The organism is Streptomyces triculaminicus (assembly GCF_017349075.1).
Taxonomy (GTDB): Bacteria; Actinomycetota; Actinomycetes; order Streptomycetales; family Streptomycetaceae; genus Streptomyces; species Streptomyces triculaminicus.
Genome location: NZ_JAFMOF010000002.1, coordinates 1,710,432 through 1,732,920 on the forward strand (window position 1 = coordinate 1,710,432; position 22,489 = coordinate 1,732,920).

Below are 22,489 nucleotides of genomic sequence, written 5' to 3' on the forward strand. Positions count from 1 at the left end.
ACTGAGGGTCGGGCCGAGCGGCGAGGCGCTTTCACCGGTGCCGGTTCGGTGACCGCGAGAGGCGCTCATCGGAGGGGAGAAGTTCAGCAGCTTCACTCTTGGCCGGTGGGGTGGCCGTGTTCCGGTAAAGAATTTCGGAACCCGCCCCGTGATCTGCGTCACCTCGGACAAGTCGTATTCGAGGGGTGGTAAACCGGACATGGAGAACCGCCACGATCGGCGCCCCCCGCGACGGAGGGACAAGGGCAACCCAAATGAGTACCGACGCGTACAAGCACTGGCAGGACCTCGAGGTCTGCCGCCCCGGCGACGTCCCGCCGGCCACGCCGCTGATGTGGCTGGCCGAGAAACACCAGGGACACGCCGACCGGCTGACCAATCGCCTGCTCGCCGTCGACTCCCCGCACGAGGCCGAGCGGGGCACCTCCGACGACGCCCTTGCGGTGCTCGCTCTGCGCGAGGCCATCCGTCGCGAGATGGAGTACGGCCGCGGTGCCCACGTCCGCGACGCCCTGCAGCTCGGTGCCACCTGGGCCGAGGTCGCCGCAGCGCTGGACATCGCCTCTGACGAGGCCCGTGCGCTGCTGCGTGCCTGGGCCGAGATCCAGCGCCACCTGTACACCGCGTCCGAGGAACGGGGCGAGCAGCCGCTCGGCCTCAGCGCCGAGCAGTACGCCGCCGTCTTGGCCCTCACCGAGCTCGCTGACGACGAGCCGGCGGCGGAGCGGTAAGGCTCGCCCCTTTACCCGCTTACCCGCTGCCCGGTCTCCGGCCTCGTCGGCCGGCTCGAGTCCGCCGCGTATGCGGTTGCCCCGGACGACACGAAGTGGGCGCCCTGCAGGAGAACCTGACGCCCTTGGGCCGACCGCTACCTCGACCGCTACCTCGGCCTCGACCTGTCGCCGGTCGGCGCTGGGATGGGGCAGACGACTTCCCAGGCCGCCTCGATCATCGGGAAGATCTCATCCATCGCGGCGTCCGGATCGGGTGCCTCGCGGGCCAGTGAATAGGCGTCGATCACGAACCTCGCGATCGTCCGGCAGGCCGTCGTGGTCTGCGGCAGGCCGAGATCGGCGGCGATGGACGTTGCCAGCGAGTCCGCATGGCGCAGCCTCATCGACTCCTCGTACTGACGCAGGGCAGGCGATGCGTCGATCATGCGCCAGATCGGGGCGGCGCTGTCCGCCGTGCAATGTCGCACCAGGGCATGGATCTCGCGACGCAGCGCGGGGATGAGCGGCTCGTGGGGTCCCCGGTCGGCGACCGCCTGGGTGAGTCGTTGCTCGAAGTCCTGGTCCTGCTCGAACACCAGGGCCTCTTTCGAGGCGAAGTGGGAGAAGAGCGTGGTGACGGCGACGTCGGCCTCGGCGGCGATGTCACGGATGCCCACCGCGTCGTATCCGCGTTCCAGGAAGAGCCGCAGGGCTGCGTCAGCGATCTTCTGGCGGGTTGCGGCCTTCTTGCGCTCGCGGCGTCCGGGCGGTTCGGTCATGCCCCTGACGCTATCAAATACAAAGCAGGAACCGTTGTGAAACCCTAACCGTTAGGGTTACGGTCGCCGCATGAAGAGAGTGAGCTTCGCCGAGTTCGGCGGTCCGGACGTTCTGCACCTCACAGATGCCGAGGAGCCCCACGCGGGCCCCGGTCGGATACGCATCGCCGTGCGGGCGGCGGGCGTGAACCCCGTGGACTGGCGGAACCGCGAAGGCCAGTTCCAGAAGGCCCGTCCGATCGAGTTGCCCGCAGGAGTCGGGCAGGACGCTTCGGGGGTGGTGGACGAGGTCGGAGAGGGCGTCGACGGGATCGAGGTCGGGGACCGTGTGTTCGGCAGAGGTCTGAGCACCTATGCCGAGTTCGCCGTGCTGACGGCCTGGGCCCGTATGCCCGAAGGGCTGTCGTTCGAAGAGGCGGCCGGTTACCCCTCCGTGGTGGAGACCGCGCTGCGCATCATGCGCCAGGCCGGTGTGCAGCCCGGCCAGACGCTGCTGGTCAGCGGTGCGTCCGGGGGCGTCGGATCGGCGGTGCTGCAGATCGCCCGCGACCGTGGCATCACGGTGATCGGCACGGCCGGGGCCGCGAACCAGGGCTATCTGCGCGGCCTGGGTGCCGTCGCCACGACGTACGGAGAGGGCTGGGTCGAGCGCGTGCGGCAGCTCGGCCAAGTGGACGCGGCTCTCGATCTGGCCGGGTCGGGCGTGATCCGCGAACTCGTCGAGCTGACCGGGGATCCGCAGAAGGTGATCTCCATCGCCGATCTGACGGCCCCGGAGTTCGGTGTCCGGTACTCCGGCGTGACCGGAAGCGTGCCGGAAGCGCTCGCCGAGGCCGCCGACCTCATCTCGCGGGGAAAGCTCCACATCCCGGTCGAGAAGTCGTACACGCTCGCCGAGGCCGCGGCGGCGCACATCGACAGCCAGGCCGGTCACACGCGCGGGCGCCGGGTCATGGTCGTCTGAGCCGTTTCCTGCACGGCCGCCGGCCCGGCCGACCCAAATCCTCCAGAGATCCTGCCGGGGTCCGCCCGGCAGGTGCGCGATACGCGAGGAGACCCATGCGCACTCCTGTCACGATCATCGGTGCCGGCCTCGGAGGGCTCGTACTGGCCCGGGTCCTGCACCTCCACGGCATCGCGGCCGCGGTCTACGAAGCGGAAGCGTCCCCGACGGCCCGTTCGCAGGGCGGGATGCTCGACATCCATGACCGCAACGGTCAACTCGCCCTCCAAGCGGCTGGCTTGATGGACGAGTTCCGTCCCCTCGTCCTGGAGGGCCGCCAGGCGATACGGCTCCTCGCCCGGGACGGGACCGTCCTGTTCGACAAGGCCGACGACGGCACGGGCACAAGCCCCGAGGTACAGCGCGGCGAACTGCGACAGATCCTGCTCGACGCGCTCCCCGCCGGTACCGTCCGATGGGGCCACAAGGCCACCGGCGTCCGGGCCCTCGCCGAGGGCTGCCACGAGGTGACCTTCGCAGGCGGCACCACCGCCGTCACGAGCCTGCTGGTCGGTGCGGACGGCGCGTGGTCGCGAATGCGACCGATGCTCTCCGACGCCGTGCCCGAATACGTCGGCCGATCCGTCGTCGAGACCTTTCTGTACGACGCCGACACCCGGCATCCGGCCACCGCGAGAGCGGTCGGCGGCGGGACGCTCGTCGCGCTCGACCCGGACGCGAACGGGAAGTGGTTCGTGGCTCACCGGGAGAAGGGCGGGATCCTCCGCAGCTACGCCATGCTGACGCGCCCGCAGGAGTGGTTCGCCACCATCGATTTCACCGATGCCGTCGCAGCCGCCGCACGGCTCGCGGAGGAGTTCGAGGGCTGGGCGCCGGAACTCACCGCCCTGATCACCGCCGGCGCGACGGCACCGGTTCTGCGCCCTCTCCACGCTCTACCGATGGGGCACCGGTGGGACCGGGTGCCGGGAGTGACCCTCCTCGGCGATGCCGCCCACCTCTCGACCCCCAACGGCGAAGGCGCCAACGTGGCCATGCTCGATGGCGCCGAACTGGGCAAGGCCATCGCCGCGCACCCGGACGACATCGAGACCGCCCTCACCGCATACGAGCAAGCGCTGTTCCCCCGAGGCGCCGCGGCGGCCGCCGTAGCCGCCCACAACCCCACATCACAGGAGGTGATCAACTTCTTCGCCCAGGGCGAGCGGACCGACGACTCGTGCCCGGCCGGCGCCGCACCCTTTGATGCGCGGTCATAACAGAATGCGTTGTTCGTAGCACGGCTGGTCGGTTTCGCGGCCTGATACGGGGGTGCCCTAGAGTCGCCGCATGCGGCGAAGGACAGGACTGGCGGTAGCTGGGGTTGCAGCTCTGGCCTGGGGCGAGTGGTTGAACTGGCGCTGGTCTCGAGCTCTCGTAGGGAACAGCGGGGGCGCTGCCGAGGCCGTGGTCGTGTTGGGTTACCGGAACCCCCAAGCGACGGCGAACTTCATCAACCGCTGGCGAGTCCGCGCCGGCATTCGCTCCATCGCCGCCGACAGCGCCTATGACACTCGCGTGATCTTCAGCGGCGGTGCGACCAGCGGTGGCGCTGCGGAGGCCCAGCTGATGGCTGACTACGCGAAGTCGGCGCTTGAGTTCGACGGCAGAGTGATTCTGGAAGACCAAAGCGCCACGACGTGGGAGAACATCACGAACGTGATCCCACTGCTTGAGGATGTCGACCGCATCAAGATCGCTTCCCAGCCGGCTCACGCGCTCAAGGCCCGCGCGTACTTGCGGCGCCAGCGCCCTGACCTTGCAGAGAAGCTGGTACGGGCGGATGACTACCGCTCTGGCGAGTGGATGGTCGTCAAACCGCTCCTGGCTCTGTACGGACTGTGGACGCTCCGCGGTCTCAAGGCCGACGAACGAAATGTCTCGCTATAGACAGCCGCTGCCGCCGTTCTTCTGGGAATGCCCGGCAACGGACAGCCTCATTGAGGGGGACAATGACAGACGCTTCACCGGGCCGGTCTCTTAGGCCCTGGTCAAGACGGTAGACGCTGCCGCTGCGGCCACTTCGGGCCCGGCACCGCGCCCGTGGATCCCGGCCCGGACGCCGGGTCGGCCGATTCGCCGCTGCGCATACCCATGCGAATTCGCGCTGCTGACGGCTCGTTGAGGAAACCTCGAGCCTCTCGATACCATGAATGCGCGGATGATCCGTTCCTTGCAGACCGTTCACCCCTCTGGGAGGGCTCCATGAACGACAGGAATGACAGCACACGCATCGCACCGCAGAATGACACCGCACGCGCGGGACTTGCCGAGCAATCGGAGCCGATGACGTACATCGCCCCGACCTTCACCGAGTTGGGCGACTTCGCCGAGCTGACCAAGGGGACCGGGAGCATCGCCGTGGAGCCCATGGCTTTCGGCTTCAACGGCTGAGCCGCCGTGGCGCGCGCCGAGGGCATGCCCGCTGCCGATGCGGGCTGGTTCGTCGCGCTCCCCGACTGCCCGGCGAGTGAGCAGGTCGCGGCGAGCCTGCGCGTCCGCGCCCCCGCCGAAGCGACCCCCTCCGAAGTGGCCCACCGCTCGGGCCGGCCGTGGCTGATCGGCGTCTGGCGGGCGGATGCGCTGTGTGTCCTCGACGTGGGGCCGGTGCGGGTCGCGGTGTGCGGAGTCTTCCCGGACGCCGAAGTCCGCGCCGTGCTGGCCTCGGCTGGATCAGCTGGGGTGCTGCGCACTGTCCTGCCCGGCTCGTTCCACGTCGCCGTCAGCGACGCCGACGGGAGGACGTCGCTGCGGGGCGGTGCACACGGCGTACGGCAGGTGTTCACCGCCTCCCTCGGCGGCCTGACGGTCGCCGCGGACCGCGCGGACATCCTCGCCGACCTCGCCAGGGCCCGCGTCGAGCCGGCCGCCCTCGCCGCCCGGCTGCTCCTGCCCGGCATGCCGCAGGCCCTGGCGGACACAACGGTCTGGCAGGGCCTGCGGGCCGTGCCGCCCGGCCACCTTCTGACACTCACCCCGGACGGCCGGGCCACCGAAGACCGCTGGTGGACGCCGCCCACCGAGGAACTCTCCCTACGTGAAGGGGCTGACCTCCTCCGCACCGAACTCCGGCGGTCCGTCGCGGTACGTACCGCTCTCGGGCCGCTCACCGCGGACCTCTCCGGCGGCCTCGACTCCACCAGTCTCGTCCTCCTCGCCCACCAGGCGGGCGCCCCGCTCACCACCGTGTCCGTCACCGGGCTCGGCGACGAGGACATGCGCTGGGCGGCGCTCACCCGCTCCCTGATGCCGGACGCCACCCACATCACACTTGACGCGGCAAACGAACTCGCCCCCTGCTACGCGGAATTGTCCGGCGCCTGGGCGCCACCAGACGAACCCTTCCCCGAAGCCCGCACCCAAGCCCGGCTGCGCGGGGTCGCCCGCCACCTGGCCGGCCGGAGCGCCCGCGCGCACCTGGCGGGTCTTGGCGGCGACGAACTCTTCGCGCCCGCCCACGGCCACCTCCACGACCTCGCCCGCCGCGAACCACTCCAGGCCCTACGCCACTGGAGCGCGTACCGGGCGCACCACCGCTGGCCCCTGCGGCAGGCGCTAGGGCTGCTCGGCGGCGGACCCCGGGGATACGCACGGTGGCTGGCGGGTCAGCGGCAGGGGCTCCGTTCGGACATGAACTACTCCGCGCCGCCCACCTCGTGGGGCTACCCGCTCAAGCTGCCGCCGTGGGCCACCGCAACGGCCGCCGAGCTGGTCTGCGGGCTCATCGAGAGCCACCTGACCGATGCGGGACCGCAGGCGGACGGCCGCGGGCGGCACCTCGCCGTGGAGCGGGTACGGGCAGGATCCCGCGGCAGCCGCCTGTACGGGCGGATCTTCGAGGCGGAGGGGGTCCGCTGCCAGCTCCCGTTCTTCGACGACACCGTCGTCGACGCCTGTCTGAGCGTCCGTTCCGGTGAGCGGTTCTCACCGTGGGAGTACAAACCGCTGCTGAAGGAGGCCATGACCGGCGTCCTGCCGCCGGAGCTTCTGGCACGCCGCACGAAGGACGAGACGTCGCGGGACGCGCACGAGGGATTGCGCCGGCACCGTCATCAGCTGTTGGAGTTGTGCGAGGACTCGGCCCTCGCCGGGCTCGGCCTCATCGACGCGGGGACATTGCGCACGCTCCTGTCCGGGCCGGTCCCGCCACGCCTGCCCATCGCGGCCGTGACCCTCACGTTGGGCGGCGAGGTATGGCTGCGCGCGCTGGACCGCGGGCCGGTGACCGGAGTCAGCGCGCCCTACCGAACTCGATGACGGACACAACGACACCTGCAACAGGGACAACAGCAGCAAGGACGACAGGAGGGGGCGGCATGCGTCTCGCGCAATCCGTGTCGACGCTGGACACGGACGACGGCACGGTCCTGCTCCACGAGCGCGACGGCAAGTTCTACCAACTCAACGCCACCGGCTCGGAAGTACTGTCCCGCCTGCTGGCAGGTGAGCGCCTGCCCGACGTCGTCAGCGGGATCGCGGAGCGTTCGGGCGCGGTCCGGGAGACGGTGCACCGAGACGTCACCGCACTGATCGACCGGCTGCGCGGCGCGGGCCTGGTGGCGCCATGACTGCCAAGGCCACCGCCACCGCCCAGGCGCTGGACCGCCCGCCGCTGCCGGGCTGGCGGCTGCGCGTTCCCGCGTACGCCGCGGCGTGCCTCGCCGCCCCGCTGGCCCGCCGCCCGCCCGCTGCGATCCTGCGGATTCTGCGCCTCGTAGCGCGTGGGGCGCGCGGGGCGGACTACGCGTCGGTGTGCGCGTACCGGGCCGCCGTCGTCGCCGTCAGCCCCGCCTGCCGCGGCCAGCAGGGCTGTCTGCGCCGCTCACTGGCGGTGGTGCTGCTGGCCCGGCTGTACGGGCAGCGTCCCGACTGGTGCGTGGGCGTGCGGACGAGCCCGTTCGCCGCCCACGCCTGGGTCGAGGTCGACGGCCGCCCGGCCGGCGAGGAGGCGGGCGGCGAGGTGGGTACGTACCGGACGCTCCTGAGCAGCCGACCCGCCGCAGGGGCGGAGGCGGGGAGGGGTGAGCCCGGCCGGGAGTCGGGAGCCGGGGAGGGGGACTCAGGGTGGCAACAGGCGTATCTGGATCATGCCCCAGGGAGGGTGTTGGCCGGCCAGATGGAATCGGGGAAGGCGGCGTCGTCGGAGTCGGAGTCGGTGTCGGGCATGAGGGTGTTGAGCATGTGCAGGGCGGTCTTCGCGTTGTCGATGGCGCGGGGCAGCATGACGCTTTCGTAGGCGTCGAGGGCCTCGTCGATGGTGGGGTGGTCGATGACGGCTCGGGCGAGTTCGGCGCCGTCGAGCAGGGCGAGGTTGGCGCCGACGCCGGCGGGCGGCATCAGGTGGGCGGCGTCGCCGAGCAGGGTGATGCCGGGGACGCGCTGCCAGGAATGGGGAACGGGAAGGACGAACATGGGCCGGTTGATGAAACCGCCCTCGTTGTCGCGCAGGATGTCCAGCAGGCTCTCGTGCCAGCCCTGGTACTGGACGAGGAGGCGGGCGCGTACTGCTTCGGTGTCTGCGAGATCGAGGCCGGCGTGCCAGTCCTGGGGGCCGCGGAAGGTGATGTAGGCGCGGACGTGTCCGTTGCTGTTGCGCTGCATCACCAGGCTTCGGCCTCCGGCCTTGGCCGACATGGTGCCGTGGCCGACCAGGTGGGCGATGCCGGGGTGACGGTGGTCGACGTCGTTGAAGTGGGCTTCCACCATCGTGACACCGGCGTAGGAGGGTTGGGCGTCGGAGAGCGCGGGGCGCACCCGGGACCAGGCGCCGTCGGCGCCGATGACCAGGTCGAAGTCCTCGGCGGCGCGGTCGTGGTGGTGCAGGCGGGCGGTGCCGTGGGGTAGCGGGGTGACGGCCCTTGCGGGGTGGCCCCAGCGGACCGTGCCGGGGGCGAGGGAGCCCAGCAGGAGGGTGCGCAGCCGGCCGCGGTCGATCTCGGGCCTGCTCAGATCGCCCTCACCGGCCTGGTCATGGCGTATCAGGGTCGCGTGGCGGTCGTACAAGCGCCACTCCTGGCCTTCGGGCCGGGACAGGGCAAGGAACTGGTCGAACAGCCCGGCTGCGCGCAGGGCCGCCTGGCCGGTGTCCGCGTCGATGTCGAGAGTGCCGCCCTGCGCGCGGGAGTGGGGGTCGCTCTCACGCTCGAAGACCGTGACCGGCACGCCGTGCTGCTGCAGGACGCGCGCGCAGACGAGACCGCCGAGGCCGGCGCCGACGATCGCGATGCGAGGGGTGGTGGACATGAGAGTCATGCTCCGTTCGACGGTTGGCGAGAGTGCCGACGCCTTGTGGTGACGCCCTGTTTCGGGCATGTCGGATCGTTCCGGCGTGAGGGTGGGCCCCTGGGTTCCGGCAGGCGAGGGCAGGTCTTGCGTACTCGGCCACAGAATCACAGCCGCTACAAAAGTGCAATCGCTCCGACTTTATAGTTGATCGCCTTTACGATCGGCTCGTCTGAAGCGGGTAGGGTGAGGGGCATGGCAGAGACCACGACAGGACGCCGCGAGCGCAAAAAGGCCCAGACAAGGCAGGCGCTGACGGATGCCGCAGTGCGGCTGTTCACCGAGCGCGGCTTCGACAACGTCGGTGTACGCGAGGTGGCGGAGGCGGCCGACGTCTCGCTGAGCACGCTCTTCAAGCACTTCCCCAGCAAGGAAGCCCTCGTCTTCGACCTGGACGCGGACATGGAGAGCGCTCTGATCACCGCCGTTCGCGACCGAGCCCCCGGCCAGTCCGCGCTGCACGCCCTGCGCGACCACATGGTGCACACCCGTACCGCCGTGCGGACCGACGACCCCACGTTCGTCCTCGTCGAATCCACCCCCGCGCTGCGGGACTACGCCAGGCGCATCTGGTCGCGCCACGAAAAGACGCTCGCCGCCGCCCTCGCCGAGGCCACTGGGCTCACCGCGGGAGACCCCGCCGTCACAGGACTGGCGCGCTTTGCCCTGGAAGCCCCCAGCATCGCCCGCGCAAGCGAAGACCCGGCCCGAACCATGCGCGACCTGTTCACCCTGCTGGAACACGGCTGGGCCACCAGCCCCCTGGCGCGACAGGAAAACCGCCCCGGCCAGGACGGGTGACCGTGACCAGATGCCGCATCACGGCGTGACGGTGGGCCGTACGTAGATCCACAGCTGATCGACTTCGTTGAATCCGGCGGATTCGTACAGGGCGTTGGCCGCCGTCCGGTCGCGTTCGCCCCCGGGGGGTTCGTCGTCGTCGACGTAGAGAATCGCTTCAGTGGCTCCTAGACCGGTGAGCGTGTCGAGGGCGGAGCCGAGTAGTGCGCGTCCCAGGCCCTGCCTTCGCGCTTCGGGGCCGACCTCGATCCACCACAGGACGCCGACGCCCTGGACGGGTTCGCCGATGACCGCCTCGGCCACCGTCCGGCCGTCTCTGCGCACCTGCAGTTGCCGAGCGGTCGTCCGCTCGGGCTCGGGGACGATCCGGATGTTGTCCGCCCGTGGCAGGCCGGGGCGCGGTAGGGCGGCGTGCATGTAGCGCCAGAGGCGTTCGCCGGTGAACCCGGCGCGTTCCAGTGCCGCGCGGGTCACCGGCCGGTGGCCGATCGGCAGCGCCTCCAGACCCAGGGTGAGCGCGGTCGCGAACTGGAAGGCTTCGACGGGGCGGGGCGCCAGCTCTGCCAGGGCATGGGCGATCAGCGCCTCGGCCACGGCCGCGTTCTCACGGCAGTGGGCCCACAGGATCAGCCCGGTGTCGTCTTTCGGACGCAGTGCGCAGGAGACGACGCCCACGACGTTGCCGTTGCCGTCGGCGGTGGTGGCCACGTGTACGGTCGGCGGGTCGAGTTCGGCCCACCAGTTGTCGTCGACGGGCGACTCGCCGCGTAAGGCCTGCGCGAGCATGTCGGGTGTGGCTTCCGGCTGGCCCGGGAGCCTGTCGGCGTTGACAAGGGTCAGGACGGCCGTCCGGTCGGTCGCGCGGTACGGGCGGAGCGTTAGGCGTGTCATGGCTACCACACTGGTCACCGGGTCCTCTTCTGTCCAGGACGGCCGGTTGCTCGTCGCCCGTACCGGTCACTACTCGGCGTTCTGCAGGGTGGCCAGGGAGATGGGTTCGATGTCGCCGATCAGCAGGCTGATGGTCTGGTCGAGGCTCCTCCGCAGCCTTGCTTCCTCCCGATGCCCGGCCACGATCTCCTGAAGGTCCAGCAGGTCGGCGACGATTCGATCGGTCGCCCGGTACGGGTGCTCGTGGTCGGCGGCCGACATGCCGAGACCTTCGTCGAGGTGGGGAATCGCCCGGCTCAGCCGGGCCCTCGCGTCCGGCGCCTGGGCTGGTTCCCCGATGGTCGAGACGGCGAGTTCCGAGGCTGTTCTCTCCGCCTGCGCCCTGAGCCAGAGGTCTTTCAGGGAGCCCTGGGCGTGCAGCACCTTATCGCTGAGGAAGGCGAATTCCCGGCTCGGCCAACGTTCCGCTTTTTCGATCTTCGACACGGTGGAACCGCTGTGCATCACTCGTTCCCCGAGGGCCGTTTGGGAAAGTCCCCGCTGTTTTCGGAATGTGCGTAGTTCCGCCCCGAAGCGATGGCGTACCGACGCGCAGGGAGTTAATTCACGTAAGGGTCGTCCCACTGTCAGTGCTCCCCCTAACCAAGCGCATGAGCCGGGCCGTGAAAGGTCCGGGATCATAGGACAGGTCCAGATCAAGGTAACGCAAAATCGATATCGGAAGGCTGAGATCTGGATCACGTTCGTCGTGCTGGTCCACTATCGGCCACTCGTCGGTCGTCGTCACAGGTCGAAGCTCCGTGCTCGCGTCGGCTGGTGATGATCTTTGTACGAAAACTGTCCGATTGTGTACGGCCCGCACCGGGATCTCTCGTGGTAATGGGTTCGCCAAGTCCGGAATCGTACATTGCCGCTGTCCAATTCAGGGCATTGATTTCCATGGCGTCGACACGTTGTCATGAATGACGAAGGGAATCGGCTCACGGGTGTGCCGATCGCCTTCATCGAAAATCGGGAGCCGTATCACCGATTTTTTCTCACCATCCAAGGAGGTAGCGATGTCGAAGAAGAGCAAGCCGGGCGACGGTATTCGCGGCAAGGGCGTCCGGGGACGCTTCATGTTCATGGACGAGACCCCGGAGGCGGAGGCCACCACCTCGATCCGGGATTCCCTGGCCGACCTGGCCGAGACGCTGGAAAGCGAAGCCCGCAAGTAACCAGAGGCAGGTGACGGCGTGCCGTACGAGCGGATCTCCCGACGCAGACTCGCACTGTGGTTGACCTGGCCGGCCATCAGGGGCGAGTTCGGCCCGGCCCATCCCTTCGAGGACGGTCCGGATATGGCGACGGAACCCCCGTGGCCCCGGGGCGAACCTGGAATGCGAAATCTGCGCACGGAGTTCCTCGCCTCGTTACGGCGCGCCGTCGGGAACAGCGAGGGGGTCGCGGTCGCCACCTCCGGCGGGCTCGACTCCCTCGCCGTTCTGGCCAACCTCATCCTCGAGCACGGTGATCAGCGCCGGATCACCGCTGTCGCCATCGAAATGATCGATGACCGGGGGAAGTCCAACATCCCCGTCGCCCGGAACCTGCTCGAGGGAATCGGTCTGCGGTGCGACCTGCGGATCGTACCGATCTCCCGGCGACCGACGGGGGTTCCGGAATGGCATGCGGAAGGGCCACGTCTCGACGCCCTGCCCGATGCCAACCGGCTTCTGGTGGAACTCGCCCACGAGGCGGGCGCGGACGTGCTGCTCACCGGCGACGGCGCCGACGAACTCCTGGGCAGCGGGCAGTACCTGACACCCCACTTATTTCGCCACGGAAACGTGCGCGCACTGCCGGACTACTGGCGCGATCACCGCGGCGAGTATCAGCCCACGAAGAAACTCGAGACGCTCGCCGTACTCTCGCCCCTCCTCGGCCGACGACGCCGGGCGATGACGTATCTGGCGTGTTCCTGGCCGGAGCTGTGCAGCAATCCACCGCACGACTTCCTCGCCGAGCCGTACCGAGGAATCGCCACCGCATGGACGAAGTCCTGGATCGGTTCGCTGGTACGGCTCCACGAACGGCACCATGATTCGCTGGCCGTCATGGAAGCGTGGAGCGACCTCTATCCACACCAACGGCTGCGCACAGCCGGTCTGGTGCGCAACGAGGACCCCTTCCTGGACCCGGAGTTCGTCGAACGGGCGAAGCGACTACCGCTGCACCGGCGCTACGACCCGAGCTACCCGCACCCGTACTGGCGGATGAAATCCCAGGTGATCAAGCTGATGCCCCCGGGTGCCCTGGCGCATCTCCCCACCGCCAAACAAATCTTCAGCCGGGCCATCGTCAGCCGTGTGGATCCCGCCGAACTGTCGGCGAAGTATCTGCTGGAGAGCGGGATCCTCAGCGCCCGCGCGCTGTCAGGAGACCTGGATCCCATGGTGGCGACCCGCATCGTCGAGGTCGAGCAATGGCTGGCCACGGCGATGGAACTCGGTTACGAACTGATCGACTAATCACCCTTGCGGAGCCATGGACGAAACCTCGAAAGTCAGCCGCGTCACCTTCCGTACTCTGCTGGCCTGGACGCGGGGCAGTCGGCGAAGGCTGCTGTTCGCTCTGCTCTGCGCCCTGGCCGGATCCGGACTCGGGCTGGCCCAGCCTCTGATCGTCAACCGGACCATCGAGGCGGCGACGGCGGGGCGGTCCGTCGCCGGACTGTTGTGGCTGCTCGCCGCCGTCTTCGCAGGCCAAGCCGCATTGCAGGCCTGGTCGACGTTCCGGCTCGACCAGGCCGGCGAGGGTGTCGTCCAGCGGCTGCGCAGGGCGATGGTCGACCAGTTGCTGTGCTTGCGCATGGCCGTCTACGACCGTCACCGGCTGGGCGACCTGATCTCCCGCACCACCACCGACACCACCCTGCTGCGCGACGTGCTCGCCACCGACGTGGTGAACGCGATCGTCAACTCCATCGTCGTGGTCGGCGGCGTGGGCATGATGTTCTGGCTGGATCCGATACTCGCCGGGGTGGTCATGGCGGTCGTCATCGGGTCCGGAGCGGTGATGGCGCTCGTACTCAAGGGGATCCGCCGCGAGACCCAGGCCGCGCAGGAAGCCACCGGCTCCCTCGCCGCCGAGCTGGAGCGCGTCCTCAGCGCCATCCGCACCGTGCGCATCAACCGTGCCGAGGCGCGCGAATCCGCGGCGCTGGCCCGTAGCACCGACGACATCTACGGTCACAACGTCAAGGCCGCCCGTCTGACCGCCGTGGTCTCACCCGCCATCGAACTCGCGGTGCAGGGCTCGCTGATCGTGGTCATCGTCGTCGGCCTGGCCAGGGTCGCGTCCGGGGACATGGCCGTCGGCGAGCTGGTGGCCTTCCTCCTCTACGTGAACTACCTGGCCGTACCGATGGCCGGGCTGTTCGACATCGCTCCCGCACTGCAAGCCGGGCTCGCGGCGCTGCAGCGCATCCAGGAGGTCCTGGATCTGCCCGTCGAAACGGACCGGCTCCGGACGGACCGCCCGCAGACGGACCAGTTCCGGAAGGAGCCCGTCGCCGTCGCCGTCGCCGCCTCCGGGCTCGTGCTGCACGACCTCCGGTTCCGCTACACCGATCGCGAGATTCTCAAGGGGGCGTCGTTCCGGGTGCCCCGCCACAGCTTCACGGCCATCGCAGGGCCGTCCGGGGCCGGCAAGAGCACGATCTTCAGCCTGCTCGGACGGTTCTACGACCCCGCGGCCGGGAGCATCACCCTCGACGGGCGCGATGCCCACACCGAGCACACCACGGGCGAATGGCGGTCCCGCATCGGCCTGGTGGAGCAGCATTCACCGCTGATGTACGGCACTCTGCGCGACAACCTCACCTACGCGGCGCCGGACGCCGAAGAACCGTGGCTGCACCGGGTAGTGGAGATGGCGGGCTTGTCCGCCTTGGTGAAGCGGCTGCCCGACGGCCTCGACACCCCCGTCGGGGAACACGGCTCGTCGTTGTCCGGTGGCGAACAACAGCGCGTGGCGATCGCTCGTGCCCTGCTGGCCCGGCCGGAGATCCTGTTGCTGGACGAGCCCACCTCGCACCTGGACGCCGCCCATGAGCAGCTCCTGGCACAGACCCTGCATCTGATCTCCAAGGAGTGCACGCTGCTGGTCATCGCCCACCGGCTGTCCACGATCCGGTCCGCCGACCAGGTCGTCGTGCTGGACGGCGGGCGGGTGGTCGCCGCCGGCGGCTACGACGAGATACGGGACCACCTGCCCGCGCAGCACGCGGCCGCCTGACTCCGGCGCGGGCCGGAGCCGCGTAGTTGTAGAGAGGTTGCCGACGGTCACCGGGTTGAGCGTGGAAACCCCATGATCACCGTGGCTCGTGCCCGCTCTTCATCCGGGGCACCTTGTCCGTGCCGGGCGAGCGGTCGAGGAGAAGCCGGCCGGCCCGGGCGCGGACCTCGGCTTGGGTGCGGCCGGGGTGGTCGGCGGCGAGGAAGTGGCTGCCGATGGCCATGCAGAAGGCGAGCAGGCAGCGGGCCTCGACCTCTTCCGGGTCGGGGCAGAACGTGCTGATCGCGTCACGCAGCAGCCGCATGCGCCGGTTGTCCACGCGGCGCAGCCGGTCGGCGACCGCCTGGTCGCGGCGTGCCCAGTCGCGGACGGCGAGGTCGATGGGCAGCAGACGGTCGCCGGAGAAGGTGAGTTGCCCGGCGAGCCGCACCCTTTCCAGGGGGGCGTCGCTCTCCTGCTCGACCCGGTCGATGACGTCGTCGACGCTCTCTCGCTCCCAGGCGTCGAGCATTTCGGTCAACAGCGCCTCGCGGCTGGCGAAGTAGCCGTAGAAGCCTCCCCTGGTGACGCCGAGCGTCTTTGCCAGGGCGTCGATGCGTACGGCCTCCACGCCGCCCTTCGCCAGAGCGCGCAGTCCTTCTTCGACCCAGGTCTCGCGCGGTGTGCGCAGCGCACCCATCTTGTGGTTCACCTCATGCAGTTGCTGGATGTACAGGGCTGTATAACGGGCCTAGTCTCGTGTTGTACATAACTGTACAACGGACGTTGGGGAAGGGGGACTTCGGCGTTCCGGAAGGACGGCCCCCAAACGAAGACCCACCCGTCCCCTCGTCCCCGTGGTCGCGAGAAACGGAGTACTCAGATGATCAAGTGGGCAGGCTGGATCATCACGCTGGCCGGCATCGGGCACACGCTGGGCAGCCTTCTCGAAACGGCTCCGGATTACGCCGGGACCTGGTTCGGCGGGGTGTGGAACCTCGGGGACTACCCCGAGATGAGCGACGCCACCGTCGCCTGGTGGTATTCGGTGTTCAGCTTCGGCCCGCCGCTTCTCCTCACCGGCCTGACCGTGCTGTGGCTCGCCCGTCGCGGAATGACGCCGCCCGCGTTCATCGCCTGGGCCATGGTGGCGTGGGTCGTCCTCGGTTTCGTAGTCGACGGGCCCTCGCCCTTGTTGGTCCTCCTCGTCGCGGCCTACCTGCTGCTGGTCGGAGCCCGACATGGCGAAGGCCAGGGGAACGCGTCTGCCGGCTGAGGCAGCGGCACCTGAGCGCTGAGCACCGTCCCGGGCGGCATCGTCCGCGGGGTGGACGACCTAGGGTCCGTCTTCAAATGGTCGTTCGATGGTGGATCATGGTGTCGTGATTCGACGTCATGAACTGACCGACTCCGAGTGGGAGTTACTGGCTCCGCTGATACCGAGTGCCAGCAGAGGCCGGCCTCGGACCGAGGACCGCAGGGTCATCAACGGGATGGTCTACAAGATCCGGACCGGGGTCTCCTGGCGTGACCTGCCAGAACGCTACGGCCCGTGGAAGACGGTCTACACTCGCTTCCGCCGCTATGCCATCGACGGCGTGTTCACCCGGGCCCTGCAACGGATCCAGGCCCGTGCCGACGCCGCTGGTGACATCGACTGGCTGGTCCAGATCGACTCCACCATCGTCCGCGCCCACCAGCACGCCGCCGCCACCGGCCGAAAAGGGGGAGGCACCGGACGGACGAACCGGACGATCACGCCCTCGGCCGATCCCGGGGAGGCCTGACCAGCAAAATCCACCTCGCCTGCGACGGCCGCGGCCGCCCCCTGGCCATCCTGCTCACTCCGGGCCAACGACACGACGGCATCTGCGCACGCCCCCTGCTCGAACGCATCCGAGTGCCCCGTACCGGACCAGGCCGGCCCCGCTGCCGCCCAGATCACGTGATCGCAGACAAGGCCTACAGTTCACGCGGCTTCCGCGCCTACCTGCGTAAACGCGGCATCGGACACACGATCCCGGAGAAGAACGACCAGAAGCGGCACCGCCGAAACCGAGGCCGACGAGGCGGCCGGCCGACAAGCTTCAACAGCGAGATCTACCGCCGCCGCAACACCGTCGAACGCTGCTTCAACCAACTCAAAGGCTTCCGCGGCATCGCCACCCGCTACGAGAAGACCGCCACCTCCTACGAAGCAGCAGTCACACTCGCATCACTCCTGCTCTGGGCAAGATCAATTTGAAGACGGACCCTAGTCGTTGGCTGATGCTTTGTGAGCGAGGGGAAACTCATGCGACTGCTGTCGGCATGCGGTGCGAGACTCAGCCCCATGAAGCCCAATGACCCTAAAGGCGACCTGCACCGCTACCTCAAGGCAGCCCGCGAAGCCGTCGTCTGGAAGCTGGACGGACTGTCCGAGTACGACGTCCGCCGCCCTCTGACACCCACGGGCACCAACCTTCTCGGCCTCGTCAAGCACCTCGCCAGCGTCGAGTTCGGGTACTTCGGCCCGACCTTCGGCCGCCCGCACAACGAATCCCTCCCCTGGCACGAGGAGGACGCCGAGCCCAACTCGGACATGTGGGCACCCGCCGACGAGTCGCGCGAGGATATCCTCAGCCTCTACCACCGTGCCTGGGCGCACGCGGATGCGACGATCGAAGCGCTACCGCTCGATGCGATGGGCCACGTGGCATGGTGGGGCGACGAGGGCGAGGTGACGCTTCAGCGGATCATGCTGCATATGACGGCGGAGACGAACCGGCACGCCGGCCACGCCGACATCGTCCGCGAGCTGATCGACGGCAAGGTCGGCATGCGAGAGAGCAGAAGCAACATGGCCGGCGACGGCGAAGTTTGGTACCAGGAGTACTGGAACAAGCTGGAGGCGTCTGCCAAACAGGCCCAGGCCAAGCTGAGCTGAGTTCGTTCGGGGAGGTGGAGCTCGCCTTGGCAGCGTGCGCTGGCGCCCCAGTCGCCAGCTGCGGCTCGCTGCCTTTTGACGGCTACGGTGATGTCGATGCCGTGGGTGCGGGCGAGGGGCGTGGCGGCATGGCTGCGGGGAATGTGACTTCGAGGCGGCCTGCAAATCGGCGAAGAACACGGCCACCGGGACAACCGGTCTGCCCGCAGGAGTAGTTCACGCACCGGCTAGTGGCAGCTCTCGGGGAGTTTGGTCTCGTCTCAGGCCGTCGGGTCCCACAGTCCGCCGGCCTCGCCGCGGGCGAGGTGGTCGGCGTAGACGCCGACCTTCCAGGTGATGACGGAACGGCACTCCTGCAACGCCTGGATCTGTGCATCGACGCGCTGCCGGTGGGCATCGAGGAGCTGGAGGCGTTCCGCCTCGTTGCCCGGCCCCTGCCGCACCAGCTCGGCGAATTGCTTGAGGTCGGCCAGGGGCATCCCGGATTCACGCAGCTTGACGCAGATCAGCAGCCAGTCGACATCGAACGCGGTGTACCGCCGCCGACCGCCGGACGTGCGCTGGACCGGTCCGACCAGCAGGCCCTCACGCTCGTAGAAGCGCAGTGCGTGCACGCTGAGCCCGGTCCGCTCGGCCACCTCGCCGATGCTCAGTGGCTCCGCGGAGGTCTCGGTAGTCGCCATGCCGGCCAGTCTAGGACTTGATCTAGACCTTGCTCCAGATCGTAGCGTCGACGCCATGACCAGCACCGATCAGCAGCCGCTCGGCTCGCCCTTCTCCGCCACCAGCACCGCCGAGGACGTCATCGCCGGCCTCGACCTGTCCGGCACGAGCGCCGTCGTGACGGGGGGCTACTCAGGGCTCGGCCTGGAAACCACCCGGGCCCTGACGGCCGCCGGGGCCCAGGTCATCGTCCCGGCCCGCCGACCCGACATCGCCCGCGCCGCGCTCGCCGATGTGGAGGGCTGCGACGTCATCCCCATGGACCTGGCGGATCTCGACAGTGTGCGCGCCGCCGCCGCACGGATCGGGGACTTGCTCCCCAGGCTCGACCTGTTCATGGCCGTCGCCGGAGTCATGGCCACCCCCGAGCGGCACGTCGGCCCCGGCTGGGAGAGCCAGCTCGCCACCAACCACTTCGGACACTTCACCCTCGCCTGCGAGCTCTATCCGCTCCTGGCCGCCGCCGATGGTGCGCGCGTCGTCATCAACAGCTCCGCCGGACACGTCCTGACCGACATCCGCTGGCACGACCCGCACTTCCGCACCGGCTACGACAAGTGGCTGGCCTACGGCCAGGCCAAGACCGCAAACTCCCTCTTCGCCGTGCAGTTCGACGCCCTCGGGCGCAACGAGGGCGTCCGGGCGTTCGCTCTCCACCCAGGCAAGATCATCACCGGTCTTCAGCGGGAGATGACGTTCCAGGAACAGATCGAACGCGGATGGCTGGACGCGCACGGCAACGTGATCGGCGCCGACTTCAAGACGCCCTCGCAGGGCGCCGCCACCGGTCTGTGGGCAGCCACATCCCCACTCCTCGACGAGCGCGGCGGGCTCTACCTCGAAGACTGCGACATCGCACGCGTCTCCGCCCCCAACACGCCGATGGACGACGGCGGTGTCCGCCAGTACGCCATCGTCCCCGACGCGGCCGCACGGCTCTGGGACCTGTCCATCGCTGCGACCGGCGCCACCCCGATCACACGGTGAACCCGGCGCTTCGCACGCACCGGGCGGTGTGCCACCACGGAGGTCATGGTGCGTCGTGATCACCCCTTCGTAGTCGCTGACCGGTGACCCCGCACTGATCCGTTCCCGGTATCGACCCTGGTCGCCCTGTTCGGTAGGCCGACCAGGGCGACGGTGTGTCAGGTGCTCGCCGTGCCGGTGGGCAGGATCGGGGCGCCGACGGCCGCGGGGGCGGTGACCGCGAGGTTGGCCATCAGCTTCCTGCGCCGCACCGGATCTTCCCCGTCGCCTGGACGAGCCGTCCCTGCCAGTTCAGTGCTGTGACCGGGAAGGCCTGCCGGGTTGCCCGTTGCTGACTGCACAGGTGAGTTCTGGTCCTGGTCCACTTCCTGTGGTGGTGTACGCAGCGTAATCTGTTGACCTTCGCTCGATGGCGGTCAAGGTCAGCTGGAAGGCGTCCGTGGGACCGGCGACGGTGAGCGCAGCGGCCCGCTGGCAGGATGACCGCGGGCGAGGCGACCGCGCGCCGTGAGTGTGTTGCGTATGCACGACGGTCGCGTCGCGCTGCCAAAAGGGGCCGCACGCTCAGGCTCGTGTCCCCCCAATCCGGAATTTCAGTGAGAAGGAAGCACGTATGCACCGCCGATCTAAGACCCTGTACGGGGTCTTGGTAACCGTCCTTGGAATCACGCTCACCGCCTGCGGTGGTGCTGGAGGCGGTGAGAAGTCCGGCGTTCCGGAAGACAGCTCGGCGAAGGGCGCGACTGGCCAGGAGAGTCCGTCCGTGCGTCCGTCCAAGAAGCCGGAGTGGGGTCCAGCGCTGGCGATGGGCCGGCCGGCACCGAAGCTGTACGAACCCCAGAACACCGAAGGGGGGAAGTTCGAGGTAACTGCCACGAAGATCGTCAAGGGGACCGCCGCGCAGGCGAAGTACCTGCACTGGGACCAGAGCAGTCCTGGCGAGCTGAAGGGCAATACCCCGTACTTCGTGTACATCGCGTACACGCTGAAGGAAGGGAAGCCGCAAGTCGCCAACCCTGACCTCGGAGCCCACGCCGCGGCCCTCGACATGAATGGTGTGAAGGTCGCGGCGCGGCCGGTTGTCCACTCGGGTTTTGTCGAGGGTGGTTGCGAGGTCCCGCCCGTCTACATGAGTTGGGACATCGGAGAGACGCGCACCCTTTGCACGGTCTTTGCCGGGGACGAGTCGAACCCCCCTGCCCGACTCGCCTGGGATACGACGGATATGACGACTGTCGAGGACTATATGAAGGCCGCGTCTTGGGAGTGGGTCGCCCAGTGATCAGACGGACGGACAACTCGGCTTGATACGAGCCGGTTCACCCTAGTCCGTCCGGCAATTCGTCAAGCCACGCGCGGGAGGCCCCGGTGGCATGGACGCGTGGGCTGATCGCTCCGCTGGGGGGGGAGGAGGAAGCGCTGGCCTCGGCAGGGCGCGCTCGCAGGGGGCTACCACGCCACTGGGAGCGTGATGGGGCCACGGATCAGGGCGTCCAGTTGGAAGGCCACCTCGTCGGCGGGCACCGCCAGGCATAGTGCGGGGAGACGGGTGAAGAGGGCGGGCAGCAGTAGCTGGGCCTGGAGGCGGGCCAGGTGCGGGGCCACGCAGTAGTGGGGGCCGTGTCCGAAGGCGAGGTGGGGCGGACCGGAGCGGTCGGCATCGATCTCGGCGGGGCGGGTGAAAGCGGCCGGGTCGCGGTTGGCGGCCCAGTACTGGACGTAGACGTAATCCCCGGCGCGGATGGTGGCCTCGCCCAGTGCCACGTCCTCGGTGGCCACCCGGGGCTGCCCGATGCCGTTCTTGTGGGGAATCCAGCGCAGCAGCTCTTCGACCAGCTGTGCGACGGGGATGTCTCCGCCGCTGAGCGCTTTGACGAGGTGCGGTCGGCGCAGCAGGGTGAAGACCATGTTGGCGAGGTTGTTGCGGACCGGATGCCAGCCGTTCAGCGCCGTGAGAGAGGCCATGGCGAGTGCTTCGTCCTCGCTGATCTGCCTCTCCTCGACAGCGTGCGCGAAGACTGTCATGAGGTCGTCGCCGGACGAGGCGCGGCGTCGGTCCAGCAGGTCGTGGAAGTGTGCGGCCGCCTCGTCGCGCAGTGCGCGGGCGTGTGCCGCGTCCTGTTCGGTGCGTGGGCGTACGAGGATGCCTTCCGCCCAGCGGCGCAGTCGCGGGCGTTCGGCCGGGTCGATGCCGAAGATCTCTCCGATGAGCGTCAGTGGCAACGGGGAGATGACTTGCTCGATCAGGTCGGCCGGCGGGCCGACCGCTTCCAGGCCGTCCAGCAGCTGGGTCACCAGGGCTTCCGCCCGGGGGCGCAGCTCCTGCATGCGGCCGGCGGAGAAGGCCGGGGTGACCACGGAGCGGATCCGGGTGTGGTCGGGCGGGTCGATGAAGCTGACGCTGGCGCCCATCGGGATGAGGTGGCGGTTCATCGTGGGGAAGGCACGCTTGGTGATGTCCCGGCTGAATCGCGGGTCGGACGCCACGAACCGTGTTTCCTCGTATCCGGTGACCAGCCAGCACTCCGCCAACGCCGCTCCTTGGGGCAGCCGGATTTTCATCACCGGGCCCTGGGCCAGCGCCTGGGTCAGGAACGGGTCGAACTCCAGGCCGGGGATGTCGGGTGGCCTGTAGACGGGGTGACGCATTGATGGTGTCCGCGACTCCTCTCCCGTGTCGACGCTCGGGGTTCCTGTCGCTTGGTGGGGCAGGTCGGCGGGGAGCAGAGACTCGCGTCCGTCGCCCCGTCCACGCGCATCGGTGGTCATCGTGGTCCCTTGAGGATTGCCGCTGTCGCGGCTGCCGCCATCTGGTCGGACGCCTGGTCGTGGCCGAGATGCAGTGCAACGACGAACGGGCGGTCGGGAGATCGCACGGTCGGCGCCGCGCGCGTACCGGCAGGCAACTGTGGTGTCCGGCTGCCAGGGGCGGCGTCAGCCCCTGGCCGGGCGCGGGGTGTTCGGGGGGCGGGTCATGTCCCGGCTTTCGAGTACGACCAGGTCCCTGACCACGTTGGAATTGGTTCTGAAATCCACTCATTGAGCGTCAAACCAACTCTACCCATGGCCGCAGGGGATCTAACACGGCTGGTTGGGCGCGAGCCCGGCACGGCACGACACGACCTGT

General features: G+C 68.9%; 23 protein-coding genes and 1 pseudogene. 17 read left to right on the forward strand and 7 right to left on the reverse strand.

All coding sequences use genetic code 11. From position 1 onward, the window contains the following. Positions 1-254: 254 nt before the first annotated feature. A complete protein-coding gene (locus J1792_RS17870; RefSeq protein ID WP_207247680.1) occupies positions 255-731 on the forward strand; it encodes a hypothetical protein in 477 nt (158 codons plus the stop codon). A gap of 149 nt (positions 732-880) precedes the next feature. Here J1792_RS17870 and J1792_RS17875 read toward each other — a convergent pair whose 3' ends face one another. After that, positions 881-1,492 (reverse strand): TetR/AcrR family transcriptional regulator, encoded by a 612-nt coding sequence (locus J1792_RS17875; protein WP_086570528.1) that lies wholly within the window; start codon positions 1,490-1,492, stop codon positions 881-883. Positions 1,493-1,562: 70 nt separating this feature from the next. On the opposite strand from J1792_RS17875, the gene J1792_RS17880 reads away from it, so the two are divergent. From J1792_RS17880 to J1792_RS17910, 7 genes and pseudogenes are all read left to right on the forward strand, one after another. Then, positions 1,563-2,456, forward strand: a complete 894-nt coding sequence (locus J1792_RS17880; protein WP_086570526.1) for an NADP-dependent oxidoreductase — start codon at positions 1,563-1,565, stop codon at positions 2,454-2,456. A gap of 95 nt (positions 2,457-2,551) precedes the next feature. Then, positions 2,552-3,715 carry an FAD-dependent oxidoreductase gene (locus tag J1792_RS17885; RefSeq protein ID WP_207247681.1) on the forward strand — a complete coding sequence of 388 codons (1,164 nt, stop codon included), beginning with the start codon at positions 2,552-2,554 and terminating at the stop codon, positions 3,713-3,715. A gap of 70 nt (positions 3,716-3,785) precedes the next feature. Further along, positions 3,786-4,385 carry a YdcF family protein gene (locus J1792_RS17890; protein WP_086570523.1) on the forward strand — a complete coding sequence of 200 codons (600 nt, stop codon included), beginning with the start codon at positions 3,786-3,788 and terminating at the stop codon, positions 4,383-4,385. 315 nt (positions 4,386-4,700) lie between these two features. Next, positions 4,701-4,889 (forward strand): lasso RiPP family leader peptide-containing protein, encoded by a 189-nt coding sequence (locus tag J1792_RS17895; RefSeq protein WP_207247682.1) that lies wholly within the window; start codon positions 4,701-4,703, stop codon positions 4,887-4,889. A gap of 24 nt (positions 4,890-4,913) precedes the next feature. Then, on the forward strand, positions 4,914-6,752 hold the full coding sequence (locus J1792_RS17900; RefSeq protein ID WP_207247683.1) for an asparagine synthase-related protein: 1,839 nt from the start codon (positions 4,914-4,916) through the stop codon (positions 6,750-6,752). A gap of 59 nt (positions 6,753-6,811) precedes the next feature. After that, a complete protein-coding gene (locus J1792_RS17905) occupies positions 6,812-7,063 on the forward strand; it encodes a lasso peptide biosynthesis PqqD family chaperone (protein WP_086570519.1) in 252 nt (83 codons plus the stop codon). Next, a pseudogene (locus J1792_RS17910) lies at positions 7,060-7,464 on the forward strand (lasso peptide biosynthesis B2 protein); the annotation flags it as partial. The gene J1792_RS17905 and the pseudogene J1792_RS17910, both read left to right, overlap by 4 nt. A gap of 116 nt (positions 7,465-7,580) precedes the next feature. Here J1792_RS17910 and J1792_RS17915 read toward each other — a convergent pair. Further along, positions 7,581-8,738 carry an FAD-dependent oxidoreductase gene (locus J1792_RS17915; protein WP_207247685.1) on the reverse strand — a complete coding sequence of 386 codons (1,158 nt, stop codon included), beginning with the start codon at positions 8,736-8,738 and terminating at the stop codon, positions 7,581-7,583. 234 nt (positions 8,739-8,972) lie between these two features. Here J1792_RS17915 and J1792_RS17920 point away from each other — a divergent pair, with 234 nt between their 5' ends. Further along, positions 8,973-9,578 carry a TetR/AcrR family transcriptional regulator gene (locus J1792_RS17920; RefSeq protein ID WP_086573179.1) on the forward strand — a complete coding sequence of 202 codons (606 nt, stop codon included), beginning with the start codon at positions 8,973-8,975 and terminating at the stop codon, positions 9,576-9,578. Between the two features lie 18 nt (positions 9,579-9,596). Here J1792_RS17920 and J1792_RS17925 read toward each other — a convergent pair whose 3' ends face one another. Together J1792_RS17925 and J1792_RS17930 are read right to left on the reverse strand one after the other, a co-directional pair. Further along, positions 9,597-10,469 carry a GNAT family N-acetyltransferase gene (locus J1792_RS17925; RefSeq protein ID WP_086573181.1) on the reverse strand — a complete coding sequence of 291 codons (873 nt, stop codon included), beginning with the start codon at positions 10,467-10,469 and terminating at the stop codon, positions 9,597-9,599. A 69-nt stretch (positions 10,470-10,538) separates the two neighbouring features. Next, positions 10,539-11,150 carry a helix-turn-helix transcriptional regulator gene (locus J1792_RS17930; RefSeq protein WP_086573183.1) on the reverse strand — a complete coding sequence of 204 codons (612 nt, stop codon included), beginning with the start codon at positions 11,148-11,150 and terminating at the stop codon, positions 10,539-10,541. A gap of 377 nt (positions 11,151-11,527) precedes the next feature. Here J1792_RS17930 and J1792_RS17935 point away from each other — a divergent pair, with 377 nt between their 5' ends. The 3 genes from J1792_RS17935 (at position 11,528) to J1792_RS17945 (ending at position 14,747) form a co-directional block, all read left to right on the forward strand. Further along, positions 11,528-11,686: a triculamin-like lasso peptide gene (locus J1792_RS17935; RefSeq protein ID WP_179199025.1), complete on the forward strand. Its 159-nt coding sequence runs from the start codon at positions 11,528-11,530 to the stop codon at positions 11,684-11,686. 162 nt (positions 11,687-11,848) lie between these two features. Beyond that, on the forward strand, positions 11,849-12,979 hold the full coding sequence (locus tag J1792_RS17940) for an asparagine synthase-related protein (protein WP_207247686.1): 1,131 nt from the start codon (positions 11,849-11,851) through the stop codon (positions 12,977-12,979). 16 nt (positions 12,980-12,995) lie between these two features. Next, the gene (locus tag J1792_RS17945) at positions 12,996-14,747 is read left to right on the forward strand and encodes an ABC transporter ATP-binding protein (RefSeq protein WP_207247687.1); all 1,752 of its coding nucleotides are present in this window, start codon (positions 12,996-12,998) and stop codon (positions 14,745-14,747) included. A 76-nt stretch (positions 14,748-14,823) separates the two neighbouring features. On the opposite strand, the gene J1792_RS17950 is transcribed toward J1792_RS17945, so the two are convergent. Continuing rightward, a complete protein-coding gene (locus tag J1792_RS17950; RefSeq protein WP_207247836.1) occupies positions 14,824-15,426 on the reverse strand; it encodes a TetR/AcrR family transcriptional regulator in 603 nt (200 codons plus the stop codon). A gap of 183 nt (positions 15,427-15,609) precedes the next feature. Here J1792_RS17950 and J1792_RS17955 point away from each other — a divergent pair, with 183 nt between their 5' ends. From J1792_RS17955 to J1792_RS17965, 3 genes are all read left to right on the forward strand, one after another. Beyond that, entirely contained in the window at positions 15,610-16,002 is a 393-nt protein-coding gene (locus J1792_RS17955; protein WP_086573187.1) for a DUF6463 family protein, read from the forward strand. 109 nt (positions 16,003-16,111) lie between these two features. Beyond that, a protein-coding gene (locus tag J1792_RS17960) for an IS5 family transposase (protein ID WP_372446086.1) occupies positions 16,112-16,971 on the forward strand; the annotation gives its coding sequence in 2 pieces (ribosomal slippage) (positions 16,112-16,478 and positions 16,478-16,971; 861 coding nt in all). Between the two features lie 87 nt (positions 16,972-17,058). Beyond that, on the forward strand, positions 17,059-17,652 hold the full coding sequence (locus J1792_RS17965; RefSeq protein ID WP_086570942.1) for a DinB family protein: 594 nt from the start codon (positions 17,059-17,061) through the stop codon (positions 17,650-17,652). A gap of 260 nt (positions 17,653-17,912) precedes the next feature. On the opposite strand, the gene J1792_RS17970 is transcribed toward J1792_RS17965, so the two are convergent. Continuing rightward, on the reverse strand, positions 17,913-18,335 hold the full coding sequence (locus J1792_RS17970) for a MerR family transcriptional regulator (protein WP_086570943.1): 423 nt from the start codon (positions 18,333-18,335) through the stop codon (positions 17,913-17,915). Between the two features lie 55 nt (positions 18,336-18,390). On the opposite strand from J1792_RS17970, the gene J1792_RS17975 reads away from it, so the two are divergent. Beyond that, complete coding sequence (locus tag J1792_RS17975; protein WP_086570945.1) at positions 18,391-19,362, forward strand: SDR family NAD(P)-dependent oxidoreductase; 972 nt, start codon at positions 18,391-18,393, stop codon at positions 19,360-19,362. A 613-nt stretch (positions 19,363-19,975) separates the two neighbouring features. Beyond that, the gene (locus J1792_RS17980) at positions 19,976-20,644 is read left to right on the forward strand and encodes a hypothetical protein (protein WP_207247688.1); all 669 of its coding nucleotides are present in this window, start codon (positions 19,976-19,978) and stop codon (positions 20,642-20,644) included. A 167-nt stretch (positions 20,645-20,811) separates the two neighbouring features. Here J1792_RS17980 and J1792_RS17985 read toward each other — a convergent pair whose 3' ends face one another. Beyond that, positions 20,812-22,011, reverse strand: a complete 1,200-nt coding sequence (locus J1792_RS17985; protein ID WP_207247689.1) for a cytochrome P450 — start codon at positions 22,009-22,011, stop codon at positions 20,812-20,814. Positions 22,012-22,489 lie beyond the last annotated feature (478 nt).